Source organism: Cryobacterium glaciale (assembly GCF_004402535.1).
Taxonomy (GTDB): Bacteria; Actinomycetota; Actinomycetes; order Actinomycetales; family Microbacteriaceae; genus Cryobacterium; species Cryobacterium glaciale.
Map to the genome: position 1 here is coordinate 276542 of NZ_SOEY01000028.1, position 16759 is coordinate 293300.

General features: G+C 66.3%; 14 protein-coding genes. 5 read left to right on the forward strand and 9 right to left on the reverse strand.

The annotated features are described in order from the left end of the window. Positions 1–4 precede the first annotated feature (4 nt). From E3O06_RS13425 to E3O06_RS13445, 5 genes are all read right to left on the reverse strand, one after another. Positions 5–1855 carry a beta-glucoside-specific PTS transporter subunit IIABC gene (locus E3O06_RS13425; protein WP_134503851.1) on the reverse strand — a complete coding sequence of 617 codons (1851 nt, stop codon included), beginning with the start codon at positions 1853–1855 and terminating at the stop codon, positions 5–7. Positions 1856–2054: 199 nt separating this feature from the next. Beyond that, on the reverse strand, positions 2055–2942 hold the full coding sequence (locus E3O06_RS13430; RefSeq protein ID WP_134503852.1) for a PRD domain-containing protein: 888 nt from the start codon (positions 2940–2942) through the stop codon (positions 2055–2057). 46 nt (positions 2943–2988) lie between these two features. Then, a complete protein-coding gene (locus tag E3O06_RS13435; protein WP_134503853.1) occupies positions 2989–4266 on the reverse strand; it encodes a M18 family aminopeptidase in 1278 nt (425 codons plus the stop codon). Positions 4267–4315: 49 nt separating this feature from the next. Continuing rightward, positions 4316–5053 (reverse strand): hypothetical protein, encoded by a 738-nt coding sequence (locus tag E3O06_RS13440; protein WP_134503854.1) that lies wholly within the window; start codon positions 5051–5053, stop codon positions 4316–4318. 99 nt (positions 5054–5152) lie between these two features. Then, complete coding sequence (locus E3O06_RS13445; protein ID WP_134503855.1) at positions 5153–5917, reverse strand: DUF4386 family protein; 765 nt, start codon at positions 5915–5917, stop codon at positions 5153–5155. Positions 5918–6128: 211 nt separating this feature from the next. Between E3O06_RS13445 and E3O06_RS13450 the strand changes: the two genes are divergently transcribed. The 4 genes from E3O06_RS13450 (at position 6129) to E3O06_RS13465 (ending at position 10760) form a co-directional block, all read left to right on the forward strand. Further along, on the forward strand, positions 6129–8276 hold the full coding sequence (locus E3O06_RS13450) for a RecQ family ATP-dependent DNA helicase (protein WP_134503856.1): 2148 nt from the start codon (positions 6129–6131) through the stop codon (positions 8274–8276). 145 nt (positions 8277–8421) lie between these two features. Further along, a complete protein-coding gene (locus tag E3O06_RS13455) occupies positions 8422–9225 on the forward strand; it encodes an amino acid ABC transporter substrate-binding protein (protein WP_134503857.1) in 804 nt (267 codons plus the stop codon). A gap of 10 nt (positions 9226–9235) precedes the next feature. Continuing rightward, a complete protein-coding gene (locus E3O06_RS13460; RefSeq protein ID WP_134503858.1) occupies positions 9236–9904 on the forward strand; it encodes an amino acid ABC transporter permease in 669 nt (222 codons plus the stop codon). Next, a complete protein-coding gene (locus E3O06_RS13465; protein ID WP_134503859.1) occupies positions 9891–10760 on the forward strand; it encodes an amino acid ABC transporter ATP-binding protein in 870 nt (289 codons plus the stop codon). Before E3O06_RS13460 ends, E3O06_RS13465 begins: the two co-directional genes overlap by 14 nt. 39 nt (positions 10761–10799) lie before the next feature. On the opposite strand, the gene E3O06_RS13470 is transcribed toward E3O06_RS13465, so the two are convergent. Further along, the gene (locus E3O06_RS13470; protein ID WP_134503860.1) at positions 10800–11096 is read right to left on the reverse strand and encodes a hypothetical protein; all 297 of its coding nucleotides are present in this window, start codon (positions 11094–11096) and stop codon (positions 10800–10802) included. Positions 11097–11193: 97 nt separating this feature from the next. On the opposite strand from E3O06_RS13470, the gene E3O06_RS17610 reads away from it, so the two are divergent. Next, complete coding sequence (locus tag E3O06_RS17610; RefSeq protein ID WP_166788213.1) at positions 11194–11511, forward strand: hypothetical protein; 318 nt, start codon at positions 11194–11196, stop codon at positions 11509–11511. A 255-nt stretch (positions 11512–11766) separates the two neighbouring features. Here E3O06_RS17610 and E3O06_RS13480 read toward each other — a convergent pair whose 3' ends face one another. The 3 genes from E3O06_RS13480 to E3O06_RS13490 all read right to left on the reverse strand — a co-directional run bounded on the left by E3O06_RS13480 (position 11767) and on the right by E3O06_RS13490 (position 16690). After that, entirely contained in the window at positions 11767–12306 is a 540-nt protein-coding gene (locus E3O06_RS13480; RefSeq protein ID WP_134503861.1) for a 5' nucleotidase, NT5C type, read from the reverse strand. A gap of 116 nt (positions 12307–12422) precedes the next feature. Then, positions 12423–15512 carry an AAA family ATPase gene (locus E3O06_RS13485; protein ID WP_134503862.1) on the reverse strand — a complete coding sequence of 1030 codons (3090 nt, stop codon included), beginning with the start codon at positions 15510–15512 and terminating at the stop codon, positions 12423–12425. Then, complete coding sequence (locus E3O06_RS13490; RefSeq protein WP_134503863.1) at positions 15509–16690, reverse strand: exonuclease SbcCD subunit D; 1182 nt, start codon at positions 16688–16690, stop codon at positions 15509–15511. The genes E3O06_RS13485 and E3O06_RS13490 overlap by 4 nt, the downstream gene beginning before the upstream one ends. Between the last annotated feature and the right edge of the window lie 69 nt (positions 16691–16759).

Here is a 16759-nt window from a genome sequence, read left to right on the forward strand (position 1 = left end):
TCAATCAGGCGAGGGTCAGTTCTTCGGCGACGGCCAGGAAGAGCGGGTCTCCGTGCGCCACTGGGCCAGAGGCGGGCGAGCCGATGGTGGGGTACTTCCTGGGGTTCGTGATGATCACCGGGGTGGTGACGTCATACCCCGCCGCGGTGATCGCACTGATGTCGAACTCCACCAGCAGGTCGCCGGCCACAACGCGCTGGCCCTTTTCGACCTTGAGCGAGAAGTGCTTACCGCCGAGCTTGACGGTGTCGATTCCGATGTGGATCAGCGCTTCAGCGCCGTCGGCGTGTCGCAGACCGATCGCGTGGCCGGTCGGGAACGCGGCAACCACCTCGGCGTCGAAGGGTGCGTAGACGGCGCCGACTCGGGGAAGGATCGCGACCCCCCGGCCCAGGGTGCCAGCGGCGAAGACCGCGTCGGCAACCTCGGTCAGCGGAACCGCGGTGCCGTCCAGAGGGCTGAGCACCTGCAGGTCGGTTCCCAGGGCGAGGGCCGCGGTCGCCACGACCGGGTCCTTGAACCCGACGATGACGGTGAGGAGGAACGGCACGATGATGGCAACGGCGAGGCCGATGAACAGCAGGACCAGGTTTCCGGTGCCGAGCAGCGCGGGAATTCCCAGGCCGGATGGAAGGACGAACGCATTGCCGGCAAGGCCGCCGGCCGAGATCAGGCCACCACCGAGCACACCACCGACGACACCGAACACGAACGGTCGCTTGAGGGGAAGGTTCACGCCGTAGATCGCGGGCTCGGTGACACCGGCCAGGAAGCCGGACAGCGCCGCCGGGGCGGCGAGGGACTTGAGGTTCTCGTCCTTGGTGCGCACCCAGACGCCGGTGACCGCTGCGGCCTGTGCGAGCACGGCGGCGAACAGCGGTGCGATCAGGTAGATGTAGCCGCTGGTCTGCAGTTCAGCGGTCATCAGCGGCACGAAGCCCCAGTGCAGGCCGAAGATCACGAAGACCTGCCAGAGGCCACCCATGATGGCGCCGCCGAGCCACGGCACGACGTTGAAGATCCAGCCGATGCCGCCGGCCAGTCCTCCGCTGATCAGGTTGGAGACCGGGCCGATGACGAGGAAGGTCAGCGGAACCAGGATGAGAACCAGAAGCATCGGGGTGACGAATCGGCGGATCGCAGCGGGGAGTTTGGCGTAGAGGAACCGTTCGGCGTGGCTCTGCAGCCAGACGATGACGATGATCGGGATGACGCTCGAGACATAGCTGACCATGGTGACCGGGATGCCGAAGAAGGTGAGGTCGGGAACACCATTGAGGTCGACCATCGACGGGTACACGAGGGCACCGGCGATCGCGAGCGAGGTGAACTGGGCCGCGTTAAAGTACTTTGCTGCCGTGATCGCGAGCGCGAGCGGCAGGAAGTTGATGAACGCATCGGACAGCGCATTGAGGATCAAGAAGGTGCTCGTCGTGTTGTCGAGCCAGCCGAAGGTGACGGCCGCGGCGAGGAACGCCTTGAGCAGTCCGGTTCCGGCCAGGGCCCAGAGCAACGGTGTGAAGATCGCCGAGATCATCGCGATGAAGCGGTTGAGCAGGTTGCCCTTCGGACCATCCGACGCCGAGTTCTCGTTCGAGGCAGGGCCCGCGAGGTTCGAGATCCTGGCGATCTCGGCAAAGACCTCTGGGACCTCGTTGCCGATGACGACCTGGTACTGGCCGCCGGCTTCGGCAGTGGCGATGACCCCGGGTGCTGCTTTCACGGCCGCGGTGTCAACCAGGGCGTTGTCTTTGATGACGAAACGCAGTCGGGTCGCACAGTGCACGAGCGACGACACGTTCTTCTCGCCGCCGACGCCCTGGAGCACCGCAGCCGCGGTCTTGGAGTAATCCATCGTTCTGATTCACCTTCCGCCGCTACATCGCGGCTTATCGTGCACAAGGAAGGGATTCACGGATTCTGGGCAAAAAAAAGACCTGAACTCATGCACCGCGCAATGCGGTGAGAGTCCAGGTTTTGCCTGCTTGCGCAGTAACAATCCAAGAAGCTTCCACAGGTCGTCTTCGCCCTGTGTCGCCGACGATAGCACACTGTCAGGTGGTCGCGCTATCAACGACCTGATTGGCCAGACGCTCGACGTGCACGATCACGTACAGGAGCTCCTCATCGGTGAGGTCGGAGCCGGTCGCCGCGCTCACGTACAGCTTGACGTCGGAGGCGATGGCGTAGGAACGCGGATAGCTGCGCTTGGCGAAGTCGAAGAATGACGTGTCGGTTCCGCGCAGCATCGACTGTGCGCCCAGGCGCTGCAGCAGAAACTGCACGTGGAGGATGAACCTGGCGTAGTCAGGGCTCGCCGGATCCAGGTGTACGCCGAGGCCGGTCTCCACCGTCTTCATCACGTGCTGCACACGTCGAAAGAGCAGCGCCGCGGTGCCGTTCGGTTCATCCCGCGTGGCGTTCAACAGGTGCATCGTGAGAAAAACAGCTTCTTCTTCGGGAAGCTCGGTCGCGAGGCTCGCACTGACCGACTGGGCCATCGCAGTCGCCGCAGCGAATTCCTGCGGGTGCAGCACGCGCAATTCGGGCATGGCGGCGCTCGGGATGCGGATGCCCTTCTGCAGGCGCTCGAGGACATATTGCACGTGGTCGATGACGGCGAGCGGCAGGCGGCGGCCCAGGCTGCGGCCCAGCATCCGTTCGGCTTCGTCGACGGCCCGCGTGACGGCTTCGATCACCGGGTACGGCACGGACGTCAGGAGCTGCCGGGCGTGGTCGGCCTCGCTGCCCTGTTCGAGGATGAAGGTCTTCTCGACCCTGGCCGGGTCGACGGTGTCGGTCGGGAGCAGTTGGAACCCCAGCCCGCGCCCCATCAGCACCCGTTCCTGACCCGACTTGTCGACGGAGATGACGACGTTGTTGTTGAGCACTTTGTACACAACCGCTGCCTCAGCGCGCGCCACCCTGGGATCCGTCGCCATAGGACCATTCTAGAGCGGATGCGTCGGGCCCAGCTCAGGCGAACCGTTACTCTTCCGGGGCGAAGAAGGCGGCCGCGGCCTTGCTCAGCGCCTGGGGATCGTTGACGTGGCACAGTTCTCGCGCGGAATGCATTGACAGCAGCGGCACGCCGACATCGACGACGCGAATGCCGAGCCGGGTCGCGGTGAGCGGCCCGATGGTCGAACCGCAGGGAACCGTGTTGTTCGAGACGAATTCCTGGTAGTCAACGTTCGCCTGGGTGCAGGTGCGGGCCCAGAGCGCGGCGCCATGGGCATCCGTCGCGTAGCGCTGGTTGGCGTTGATCTTGAGCAGCGGGCCACCGCCGAGAATTGGCGTGTTGGCCGGATCGTGACGTTCGGGATAATTCGGGTGCACGGCATGACCGGCGTCGGCGGACAGGCACCAGGATTCGGCGTAGGCCTGCAGGCGCTCTGACCCGGTCGCGCCAAGGCCGTGGCCGATCCGGGTGAGAACATCGCCCTGCACCGGGCCGCTTGCTCCCGAGCGGGACTGGGAGCCGATTTCTTCGTGGTCGAACGCGGCGAGGACGCTGATCGGGCCGTTGTCGGTGGTCCGCTCGCTCGCCCGGATCAGGGCGCACAGGCCGGCATAGACCGAGGAGAGATTGTCGAGGCGGCCGGCCGCGAACAGCTCGTTGCCGAGCCCGAAGGTGGCGGGCGGCTGGGTGTCAGCGGTGAGGATGTCGTAACCGGTGACATCCGCTGCCCGCAAGCCGGCCAGGCCGGCGAGGTGGGCCACGAGGTCGGCCTCGGCCGCGTCGCCGACGCCGAAGACGGGTGTGAGGTGGCGCTGCCGGTCGAGGGTGAGACCGCTGTTCACCTCGCGGTCGAGGTGCACGGCGAGCTGCGGGATGCGCAGGAACGGTCCGGTGCGCACGAGGTGCTCGGTGCCGTCCCGGGTGACCAGGCGGCCGGCGAGCTCGAGCTCGCGGTCCAGCCAGGAGTTCTGCAGCGGCCCGCCGTACACCTCGACGCCGGCCTGCAGCCAGCCGTGCCCGCCGATCGTGGGCTTGGGTTTGAGTTTGAAACCCGGGGAGTCGGTGTGGGCGCCGAGGATGCGAAACGGGGTAGTTGGACCGGCGCCGACCGGCTGCGACCAGGCAATGACGGCGCCGTCGCGCACGACGTAACAGCTCGTGGCGGCAGTACCGGTCCAGCTCTCCGACTCGCTCCGCCTGGTGAAACCGGCCACGTCGAGTCGCCGGGCGACTTCGGCCGCCGCGTGGTACGACGACGGTGACGCTTGTAGAAAGGCGGAGAAATCAGCGGTGTAGGCATCCATTCATCCATCCAACCACCGCACGGGGACAGCGGATGCCGCGGGCCGCGTGCTACGAGTCGTTCGGTGCGTCGGACTGCAGCGCGGCGCGAGCGAAGGCGGCACCACCGACGGTGACCGTGCCGCGGTCGCCGTGCCAGGCCTCGGTCTGCTCGAACGCGCCGAGCCGGTCGAGCAGGCGCCACTTGGTGTCGACGAGGCGCCAGACCGACTCTGTCGTCGGCTCCTGGCCATCGGACTGCACCCAGCCGAGCGAGCCCAGTGCGCGCGACAGGGTCGTGAGATAGTCTTCGCGGCGGGCAAGGCCGCGGGTCGCGACGAACAGCAGCAGCAGGCGGGTGGCGTCACTCACAGCGGGCGTCCGACTGTGGTGGATGGTGCGGGCCAGGTGCCACCAGAGCTCGCGAGGCGACCCGGAGAGGGCGGTGCTCTTTCTGGTGAGCACGAGCATCCCCTTGCTGATCCGCAGCAATCCGACGTCGCGCAGGTGCCCGCGTAGTTCCTGCAGCGGACGCAGATGCACTTCGCGGTTGACGCTGATCGGCCAGCCCCAGTCGAGCTCGGCGGACGCCTCGATGACGATGGCCGGCGGCAGGTGCCCGGCCTTGGTCAAGCGGATGCCGTCGGCGCCGACCCGGGTCAGGATCCACTGCGCCGGGGCAACCATGCGCGCCATTGCTCGCTCCTGCAGCAGGATCGGATCGTTCACCCGCGCCTGCCCGATGAGTCGGCGAAAACCGACAACGGCCTGTTCCGGCAGTCGCGTTTCGATCTCCTGAATCACATTCACCCACCGAGCCTACTGAGCGATCCGGTTCCGGGGCGACGGATGCCCCGCGACACGCGCGGTGGACCCGCCCTCAGCGTCCGCGGGGCTCAGCAGGTGTGTCTACCGGACGGGTTCGGCGGGGGACTTGACCAACAGCACAACGCCGAGCCCCAGCCACCACAGCATTCCGAGTGGGATCAGTGCCATGGAGGCGAACCAAAGAAACCCGGGGAAGTCGATACGTGCTGCCGTCAGGAATGGCCCAGCCATGAGCATCACGAGACGGAGGCCGGCGACTAATCCCAGGACACACAACCAGATCGGAAGGGAGCGGGAGCGAGCCCCGGCCACACAGATGCCCACGGACCAGACACCGAGCGCAATGAGGCTCGCCCCCAGGAAACCATGGGTTCCCAACATCTGAATGGTGAGGTAGGCGGACTCGCCCCATCCGCTATTGACCGAGTCGATGTACAGCAACGGCCCCACCGACTCGCGCAAGACCCCGTGCATGAACAAGAACGCAGCCGCAAAAAGTCCGAGTGCGCTCAAGCTTCGGCGAGTGATGCCACTCGTGCGTGGCGCAAGCACATCTGAGATAGCGAAACTCGCCACGATGTAAGCGAGTGCCATGATGAATTCTGCGACCGCCGCCAGAGCGTAAAACTGCGGATACTGGCGCAGATATTCGAGGCTCACTGCGGGGTTGTCGGTGTCATCGAAACCGAGAACCGGCCCCATGAGCTCAAGTGCAAACATCGCGATGCCTGCGAGCCCGGCGATGATCACCGCTATCCCGCCTGCCCGCAACGCTGTCCGATTGGTGTTCCCGGCCGCCGTCTTCACCGGCGCGGTACTGCTGATGTGTTCGCTGGTTGCACGCATAGCGCACTCCTCCTGATCGCTTGCGCGCTGGCAGGATTGGCGAGCCGGTCACGGTATCGCGATGCGCTGAACAGTACGCGCAAAGTCGGCCGGGCGGAATGGATTCTCCAGGCGCCTCCCCGGCCATGAACGCATGACCATAGCCGATTTTCGCATCGGCGACCAGCCGAGCGCGATCGGGAATGTCGGCGGCATCTGGCACGCTGGGAGGATGACCGACACTCGCGCATCCGCTCTGGCCATTCTGCGTACCCTCGTGGGCCAGGGCGACGCGGACTTTCACACGGGACAGTACGAGGCCATCGAAACCCTCGTCGACCTCCGCCGCCGCGCGCTCGTGGTACAGCGCACCGGGTGGGGCAAATCGGCCGTGTACTTCGTGGCCACCCTGCTGCTGCGACGCCAGGGCGCCGGCCCGACCATTCTGGTCTCGCCCCTGCTGGCACTGATGCGCGACCAGGTCGCCGCCGCGGCCCGCGCCGGCGTGCGGGCGGTGTCGATCAACTCGTCGAACGCCCACGAGTGGACCGACGTGCTGCGCCAGCTCGACGCCGACGAGGTCGATGTTCTGCTGGTGTCGCCCGAACGACTGAACAATCCGTCCTTTCGCGATGAACAGCTGCCCGCCCTGATCGCCCGGGTCGGCCTGCTCGTGGTCGATGAAGCGCACTGCATCTCCGACTGGGGCCACGATTTTCGCCCGGACTACCGCCGCCTGCGCGACCTGATCGCGCAGATGCCGGCTGGCGTGCCCGTGCTCGCCACGACGGCCACCGCCAACAGCCGCGTCGTGCAGGATGTCGCGGAGCAGGTCGGCATGGTCACCACCGGCTTCGAGGGTGCCGGCACGATCGCCGGCACCGCCGAGGTCGTCACCATTCGCGGCCCGCTCGCCCGCTCCTCGCTGCGGCTCGGCGTGCTGCGCCTGCCCGATTCGCGCGCCCGTCTGGCCTGGCTGCTCAGCCATCTCGGCGACCTGCCGGGCAGCGGCATCATCTACACCCTCACCGTGGCGGCCGCCGAAGATACCGCCCGGCTGCTCCGCGAGGCCGGTCACGCGGTGCGCGCCTATACCGGGCAGACCGACACGGCCGAACGTGAAGAATCCGAGGGGCTGCTCAAGACCAACCAGGTCAAGGCGCTCATTGCGACGAGTGCTCTCGGCATGGGGTTCGACAAACCCGACCTCGGCTTCGTGCTGCACCTCGGGGCCCCATCCTCCCCCGTCGCCTACTACCAGCAGGTCGGTCGCGCCGGCCGTGCCACAGCCTCGGCCGACGTGCTGCTGCTGCCCGGCGCCGAAGACGAAGCCATCTGGCACTATTTCGCCACCGCCTCGATGCCCAACCAGGCCAAGGCCCTCGCCGTTCTCGGCGCGCTCGAATCCGCCGGCGCTCCCCTGTCGACCCCGGCCCTCGAGGCCAGGGTTGACCTTCGCCGCACCCCGCTCGAGCTGCTCCTGAAGGTGCTCGACGTCGACGGCGCCGTGCGCCGGGTCAAGGGCGGCTGGCAGTCCACCGGGCAGCCCTGGGTCTACGACGAGGAGCGCTACGAACGCATCGCTACAGCCCGGCTCGGTGAGCAGAAGTCGATGCTCGAATTTGAAACCACCACCGGCTGCCGCATGGAATTCCTGCAACGCGCCCTCGACGACGACACCGCCGTGGCCTGTGGTCGCTGCGATAACTGCCAGGGCGCCTGGTATCCCAGTGATGTGGCCGAGGGCGCAGCGGCCACAGCCGCGAAGTCGCTCGACCGGGTCGGCGTCGCCATCGACGTGCGCGCCCAATGGCCCACCGGCATGAGCAGCCTCGGCGTCGCGGCCACCGGCAAGATCCCGGTCACCGAACGAGCCGAGCCCGGTCGCGCGCTGGCCCGGCTGACCGACCTCGGCTGGGGCGGCCCCCTGCGTGACCTGTTCGCGACCGGCCAAGCGGATGCCGCAGCCCCGCCCGCGATGCTGGCAGCCTGTGTGCGTGTTCTCGCCGAGTGGGGGTGGGCCGAACGACCGGCGGCGATCGTCTCGATGCCGTCGCGGCGGCATCCGCTGGCCGTTGATTCGGTGGCCCGTTCCCTCTCGGAAGTCGGCCGATTGCCGTGGCTCGGCGCCCTGGACTGGGCAAACGGCGGCCCCACCGGCGAGCCGGGCGGTAACAGCGCCTACCGACTGGCGAGTGTCTGGGACCGCTTCACCGTCGGACCCGAACTGGCCTCGGCACTCGCCCCGTTCGCCGGGCGCCCCATTCTGCTCATCGACGATGTCGCCGACAGCCGATGGACCCTGACCGTGGCGGCCCGCGTACTCCGCCGGCACGGCGCCTCGGCCGTGCTGCCGTTCACCCTGGCCCTTCGCTCGTAGCCCCTCTTCGGGCGTACTCGGAATATTTGGGGCTTGCGGCTCCTTGTTACGCTGAGTAGGCCGCCACCCGCGGTCTCCGCACACTCTGGGGCAGCACCCGCACGACCCGCGCTCTCCCCACCTAGTTCGTTAGGCGTTCCTCTTCATGAAGTTCAGATTCATTCCGGCTGCCCTGCTCAGCGTCGTCGCCCTCACCCTCACCGGCTGCTCCGCCTCGACCGGTGACAGCGCGGCCGGCACCGACGATTCGCTCAGCAGCGTGCTCGACTCCGGCACGCTCGTGATCGGCACCGAGGGCACCTACCGGCCGTTCTCGTTCCACGAAGACGGCTCGGGCGAACTCACCGGCTACGACGTCGAGGTGGCGCGAGCAGTCGCCGCCGAGCTCGGCGTCGACGCCGTGTTCGAAGAGGCCCAGTGGGACGCCATCTTCGCCGGCCTCACCGCCGGACGCTGGGACACCATCGCCAACCAGGTATCGATCACTCCGGAACGCCTCGAGGCGTACGAGTTTTCCACGCCGTACACCTACTCCACCGGTGTCATCGTCGTTCCCGCCGACAACACGTCGATCACCTCGTTCGCAAGCCTCGACGGCCTGACCACGGCGCAGTCGCTCACCAGCAACTGGTATACCCTCGCCACCGAGAGCGGCGCGACCGTTGAAGGCGTCGAGGGCTGGGCCCAGTCGGTCACCCTGGTCGAACAGGGTCGGGTAGATGCCACGGTCAACGACAAGCTGACCTTTCTCGACTACCAGAAGTCCACTGGCGCCAAGAACCTGAAGATCGCCGCCGAAACCGAGGACCGCTCGGAAAGTGCTTTCGCCTTCGCCCCGGACGGCACCGCGCTGGCCGAGGCCGTGAGCGAAGCGCTCGCGACCCTCACGGCCGACGGAACGCTCGCCGAGCTCTCCGACAAGTACTTCGGCGCCGACGTCAGCCAGTGATGCTCATTCGATGATCCAGCCTGATTGGGAGTTGTTCTTCAGCTCGCTGTGGCCGATGCTCGACGGCGCGGTACGGGGCACGATTCCGCTTGCCCTGATGTCGTTCGCGATCGGTCTCGTGCTCGCGCTCATTCTCGCGCTCATGCGGTTGTCGGCGAAGCGCTGGTTGTCGGGTATCGCCCGCGGCTACATCTCGATCGTGCGCGGCACTCCACTGCTCGTGCAGCTGTTCGTGATCTTCTTCGGGCTGCCGTCGATCGGAGTGACGATCGAGCCGTGGCCGAGCGCCGTGGTGGCGTTCTCGATCAACGTCGGCGGCTACGCGGCCGAGGTAATCCGCGCCGCGATTCTCTCGGTGCCCAAGGGCCAGTGGGAAGCGGCCTACATGATCGGCATGTCCCACAGTCGGGCGCTCACTCGCATCATCCTGCCGCAGGCCGCCCGGGTGTCGGTCCCGCCGCTGTCGAACACCTTCATCAGCCTGGTGAAAGACACCTCGCTCGCCTCGCTCATCCTGGTCACCGAGCTGTTTCGCGAAGCGCAGCAAGTGGCCGCGTTCAGCAGTCAGTTCATGCTGCTCTACCTCGAAGCAGCCCTGATCTACTGGGTCATCTGCCTTGTGCTCTCCACCGGGCAGGGATTTCTCGAGAAACGATTGGACCGCTATGTCGCCCGCTGATCTTTCAACGCCGACCAGCCAAGCGGATGCCGCGGCATCCGCTTGGCTGCTGCGGGTTCGGGGTCTGCAGAAGAGTTTCGGCAGCAACCGGGTCTTGGAATCGGTGGACCTCACCGTGGGCCGCGGCCGCGTGCTCGCCCTGATCGGTCCGTCCGGCTCCGGCAAGACCACCATTTTGCGCTGCCTGAATGGGCTGGAGCTGCCCGACGGGGGCATCATCGAGATCGCCGCAGCCGCCGATACCGACCGCGGCCGTGCCGGCCAGGCTTCGGGTCGCGGTACCAATTCGGCCGTGCCGGTGAGCGTCGATTTCACCACCAAGACCACGTCGAAGCAGCTCGCAGGCCTGCGTGACCGGTCGGCCATGGTCTTTCAGCATTACAACCTGTTTCCGCACAAGACTGTGCTGCAAAACGTGATCGAGGGACCGGTCGTCGTACAGCGCCGCCCGGTCGCCGAGGTCACGGCCGAGGCGCTCGTGCTGCTGGAGAGGGTCGGCCTGACCGACAAGCAGGGCAGCTTCCCGTTCGAACTCTCCGGCGGCCAGCAGCAGCGAGTCGGCATCGTGCGGGCGCTCGCGCTGCGCCCGCAGCTGCTCTTGTTCGACGAGCCGACCTCTGCTCTCGATCCGGAGCTCGTCGGCGACGTACTGCGCCTGATCAAGGAGCTGGCCGACGAAGGCTGGAGCATGGTCATCGTCACCCACGAACTCGAATTCGCCCGCGAGGTCGCGCACGAGATCGCTTTCGTGGACGGCGGCACCATCGTCGAGCATGGCGAGCCGAAACACTTGCTGCGGCACCCGCAGCAGGAACGAACCCGCCAGTTTCTGCATCGGCTGCTCCACCCGTTCTAGGGCCCAGCAGCCGAGCGACGTCCGTTCCGCTGTGGTGCGCTACGGGTGCGGGGTGATGATCACGACGGTGATGCGATCGAGGCCAGGTCCGTAGTGCCAGTAGATGCGGCCGGCCGTCGGCGTTCGGTGCTCGATGTAGGAGTCCCAGACGGCCTCACCCTTCTTGCCGGCGAGCGACACATACTGGTGCGAGCGCAACGCCGGGTCGTCGGGGTTCAGCTGCAGCCGTCCGAGTGCGGTGCGCACTCGTTTGAGACGGCCGACCAGCTGCGGCTTCGTTTCGAGAATGGACAGTCCCGATGCTGCTTCCCTCGTGAGAAGGAGCGTGAAACTCATGACTGGGGCTCGGCGGGTGCAGCGGACTCGTCGACCGCATGCTCCTCATCGGCGTATCGAGTGAAGTCGCCCCCTCGCTCGTCTCTTCCTTGCTGCTGTGTTCGAGGCCTCGCACCAGGGCGGCACGGATGCCTTCGTCATCCCAGACCAAAAGTTCGCGGCGGGGGATGGACACGAGCGGGGTCAGAAGAATTTCACCCTCAGCGTTCACGGCGACGGCGTAACGATCATCGCGGTGCACCCCGGCTTTGCCGAACGCCATGCGGGAGCGCTCATCGGCGCTGACTTCGCCCATCGGAACGAAGTCCGATTTCAGTTCCGTCATCTTCTTCAGGTCCACCATCGTCTTCACCCAATCTTCTGGTGGCCCGCACCCGTCCGGGTGATGTACCGGGACCGATTCGAGCCTGTCTGAAAGTGAGATTACCCCAGATTTACATGTGGGTAAACCCCTGGACAAACAATTTGGACGATGTATGGTATCCCGCGCGCATTGCACAGGTGCACGAGTCGTGCGCGCGGAAATGGAAAGACCAGTCCGGTCGGCAGGGCGATCGGACTGGTCTAAGCAAAATGAATATACCGGGCGCGGTGCAGGCGTTCAAGGGCCAAATTCACTTATTTTCTTGCCAGAATCGCGAAATCGGGTTAGTGGGTTTTGAGTGAGCTGCTACGGGGCCAGCACCGCCCCGCTGTGGAGCGCCGGTCGGCGCAGCGAGCGGGGAGTGAACTCCGGGCACGGTGCGCTATCGGCGCGTTCCAGCAGGTAGCGCGTCACCGTATTCCAGTCCGGAAAGAGCGGGGTCAGAAACTTGATCAGCTCGCCCTCGAAGCGGTCAGCACCGATGGCCGACCCGTCGTCGACGAGAAAGTCGCCCCGGTTGAGATGCTTGTGGTGCGAGAGGATCAGCCGTTTGTAGGCCGGGCCGCCGACATCCGCTCCGAGATGTTCCTGCACCCACTCGAGCTTGTGCTGCCAGGCACTCGCGTTGCCCCACGGAGCCATGGACAGAATGTAGGTGTCGAATGATTGGGCGAGGATGTGAAACGCGTCGATGGCGCCACTTATCGGTTCCATCCGGGCGAAAATACCGGGTACTTCGTCGAGCCGCTTCTCATACCGGCTGTACTCGGCATTGGTGAGTCGGTCGATTCCCGACTGTACGTTGACGAGGGTGTTGTCGAGGTCGATATAGAGGATCTTTTTCATTCGGGCTCCCTGGCGCGGCTCGCTTCGTTGCGGCAACGCTCCGATCGTGACAGGCTCACGCCGGATCGGCAATGCCTGCGGTCAACCCCGTCAGGGCCGACCGCCACTGCCCTGGGTCAGTCAACGGTCGTGTCGGCCTCGATTCGGCTGTAGCCCTGGTCGGTCACCCAGATGCGCAGCGTGGCCGGAATCTGCTCTTTCATGGAGTCGACATGGCTAATCAGGCCGATCGTGCGGCCGCCGGCGCGCAGGGTGTCCAGGGTGCTCATGGCGGTCTCGAGGGTTTCACTGTCGAGCGAGCCGAAGCCTTCATCGACGAAGAGGGTATCGAGCGTGATGCCGCCCGCCTGCGCGGACACCACCTCGGCCAGGCCGAGCGCGAGGGCCAGTGAGGCGAGGAATGTCTCGCCTCCGGAGAGGGAATGCGTCGCGCGCGCACGGCCGGTGAATCCATCACGGATCATCAGGCCCAAACCGGAGCGCGCACCACCCTTGACGCGGGAGTCATCGTGTTCGAGTGCGTACCGTCCGCTGGTCATCGTGCGCAGCCGCAGGTTGGCCGCCACGACGATCTCTTCCAGCTGGGCGGCCAGCACGTAGGTTTCCAACCGCATGCGCTTCGTATTCGGTTCGTCGCCCTGCATGACGTCGGCCAGCTGGCGCACCTGGGAGTGCACGGCCAGCAGATCAGCGGATTCCGCGAATCTCGTCGTGACTTCGCGAACGAGCTCCGCGAGCTGGCCGGCACGCTCGCCGAGCGAGCCGTGCGTGCTCACAGCGGCATCGCGCGTGCTGCCGGCAGCCTCGAACGCTCGGAGAGACGGCTCGAGATCGACCGGTTCTGGCGACAGATCGGCCAGCTCGGGATCCGCCGCTGCCGCCCGCGCTGCTGCACGCTCGTCGTCAAAGGACCGCACGACGGTCTCCAGCCGTGTGGTCTCGCCCTCGCCCCGCTGCGCCGCGAGGGCCGTCTCCTCGTCGTCGAAGCCTTCTTCCCGCAGCTGGCCCGTGAGCTGAAGGGTCGCGGCGTTGTTAGCGGCGGCGCGTTGCCGGCTGAGGGTGAGCGCGCCGTCGAGTGCGCGCGCGCAATCCAGCTCGTGCTGCAAGGCGCGTACCTGGTCGGTCACGCTGTCGCACTCGCCGCGCTGCGCGCCGACGCGTGCAGCGAGCAGGTCGCGCTGCCCGGACCGCACGCTGTGAGTGTCGGCTGCCGTATCGCGTGACGCGCGGACGGCCAGCACTGCGGCCTGAGCCAGGGTCAGTCCATGGCGAAGATCGGTCTGTTCCTGCCGAAGCCCCCCGATCAGATCGGCAGCCGTGTGCGCGGTCGACAACCGGGCACCGGCGGCAGCGCATTCAGCGCGGAGGTCAGAGACGCTTCGTTGCCCGGCCAGCGCCTCCGCCTGCGCGAGCCGATTCGTCAGGGCAGTCGCGGTCTCCTGGGCATCGGCCAGTTGCTGCTGCCGACCCTGCAAGTGTTGACGGGCAGTGGAAAGGTCGGCGGCAGTCACCAGCCCGCCCTGGGTCGCCGCCGGGGCAGGGTGTTCGATGGACCCGCAGACCGCACAAGCGTCACCATCGACGAGATAACTGGCAAGTTCCGACGCCTGGCCAGAAATCCGTCGGGCCACGAGCGCCTCATAGTCGACGGCGGCCGCCGCATTGTCGCGACTGCGGTCGAGCAAGTGCTCGTGCGCCCCGACCAACTCGGACCGCACGGCCACCACGTCTTCGGCGGCCGCGAGCCCGGCGTCGGCACGGCGCACGGCCTCGTCAGCGTCGGCCTCACCGGCGGCGGTGAGTGACGCTGCCACGAGCTGCACGCCGACGAAATCGATCTGCTGGGGCAGCTCGTCGAGTCGCTGCTGGGCACGCGTCAGGTCATCGGTGTGGACGGCAAGCAGATCGAACAACGCCGTGATTTCGTGGTCAAGGGCCGGGAGCTGCTTTTCTTCCGCGAGCACCTCGGCGAGCGCTCCGAGCCGTCCCACCAGGGCATCCATGATCGGTCGAAGTGCCGGCTCGGAACCCCCCGACGCATCGACGCCGCTCATACCGGCACCGTTCGCATTGGCACCGTTCGCATTGGCACCGTTCGCATGGGCACCGTTCACATGGGCGCCGTTCACATTGGCGCCGTTCACACCGACGCCGTTCACACTGAGCGGTAGGTCAAACGGCAGCCAGGCGGCCCGAGCCGAGGTTTCGTCGGTCAGGGCCGCCTGCCACGCAAGAGTCGCCGCCCGGCTGCTGCGAATGTGCGGCCAGACCCGAGCCGCCCGCGCGGCCTGGCGCAGCGTACCGCGCTGTTCTTCAACCTCGCCGGAGCGTGCGTCGAGCATCGCGAGAGTGGTCTCGGCGATGGCACGCCTGGCCTGAAGCCGCTGTGTCTCGGTGGCCGCTCGGTGTTGCACTGTCGCCTTTTCCAGCGTCGCCGCTGCGGTCTCCGCGTCGTGCGCGGCAACGTCGACCGCGCGATTCAGGCCGGCGAGGGAGTCCCGGAACCAGTCGAGGTCGGGCTCGACGGGCAGCGCAGAAAGTCGCAACTGGTGCATGGCTGCGGTGGCATGCTCCGCGACATCGCGCTGAACGGCCGCGAGACTCTCGTCGAGAGATTTGCGGCGCGTGATCAGCGCGGACTCCAACTGTTCGAAGCGGGTGGTTCCAAACAGGGTGCGCAGCACCGCACGACGTTCCTCGGTTTTGGCCAACAGGAAGTACTGGAACCGGTTTTGAGCGAGCAGGATCACCTGGAGGAATTGGTCGGCCTTCAAGGGCAGGATGGTGCTCAGTTCGAGGCCGACTTCTCGGGGCTTGGCCGCAATACCCCGCCATTCCCCGCCCTGGCGAAGCTGCAGCACAGCCGTCGGCGCCGCGCTGGTCGTTCCGGTACCGTTCTTCTTCGCTCGCTCATATTTCGGGCTGCGCAGCAGCCGGTAGTCCCGCCCGCGCAGGCTGAAGTCGAGTTCGACGAAGGTGGGATCATCGGGCTCGCAGTAGTCGCTGCGCAAGCGCTGCTCGGTGTCGGTGAAACGCGGCACCTGGTCATAGAGAGCAAAACAGATTGCGTCGAGAATACTGGACTTGCCAGCGCCGGTCTTGCCCGTAATAAGAAAGATTCCGTCGGAGTCGAACCGCTCGAAATTGACGATCTGCTCGTTCTTGAATGGTCCGAACCCGGCCAGACGCAGTCGCTTAATCTTCATGCGTTCACCTCTTTCGCGCCCAGTTCGGTCTGAAGCTCAGCGATCAACGCACTCTCGAATTCGCTGGGCCCGACCCCGTTTCGCACGAACGACAGGAAGCCCGCCACGATCTCTGCATCACTCGTGGCGGCACGAATGCGCTCGGCGTAGGTGGAGCCATCCGCTTCGAGCGTGATCGTTGGCCGGTGCTCGAGCGCAACACAGTGCGGGAATCTGGTCTGCAGTGAGCGCATGGCGTCGAGCGGGCGCACCTGGTCGGTGAGAATGACCTTCACCCAGTCACCCTCGTTGCCGGCCAGGCCCTCATCGTCGAGCAGCGTGGCGAGTTCGCCGGTGAGCACCGTGAGCCGGCGCGGTACGGGCAGGTCGACCCACTCGACGGCAGGGGTTTCAGTAGTACTGAGGCCCGCCGCGCCGAGTTCGACGAGCCACGCCCCGCGCGGCTTGCCGACCTCCGAGAAGGAATAGTGCAGGGGCGCTCCGGAGTAGCGTACCCGCTCGGTCAGGGTGGCCCGCCCGTGAATGTGGCCGAGCGCGACGTAGTCGGGGCCGTCGAAGACAGCGAGCGGCACGACGTCGAGCCCTCCGGCGGTGATATCGCGCTCCACATCGCTCGCCTCGGTGGCCGGTGCCACGCCCGCCGCGAAGCAGTGCGAGAGCACGACGCCGCGGCCGCCGCGGCCGGCCAGGTCGGCACGAATGCGCGTCATCGCGAAGTTCAGCACCTGCTCGTGAGTTTTAAGCGGCACGCCGGGATGCAGGTGGCGAATGAGCACAGGCTCCAGGTAGGGAATGCCATAGAAATGCACCGGGCCGTGCTCGTCGGTGATGGTGACCGGTTCGAGGTACTGTTCCGGCCCGGTCACGACGTGGATGCCGGCCAGGGCCGCCCACTCCGACTGAAAGCCGAGCCGGGTCGCCGAGTCGTGATTGCCGCTCGTCATGACAACGGATGCTCCGGCCTCTTTGAGTCGCCGCAGCGTGCCGGTCAGCAGCGCGTAGCCCTCTTTCGAGGGCATCGCTGAGTCGAATACGTCGCCCGCCACGGCCACCACGTCGACGCTGCGTTCGCACACCAGCTCTACCAGCGCATCCAACACGATGCCGAGGTGATCGAGGGTGGAGTGGGTGTGGAAGGTGCGCCCGATGTGCCAGTCCGAGGTGTGCAGAATCTTCATACTCATGACGCTACCGGGGTGCACCGACAGTGCCGACCGACGTGATTCTTTGTTTATCTTCTTTTTCTT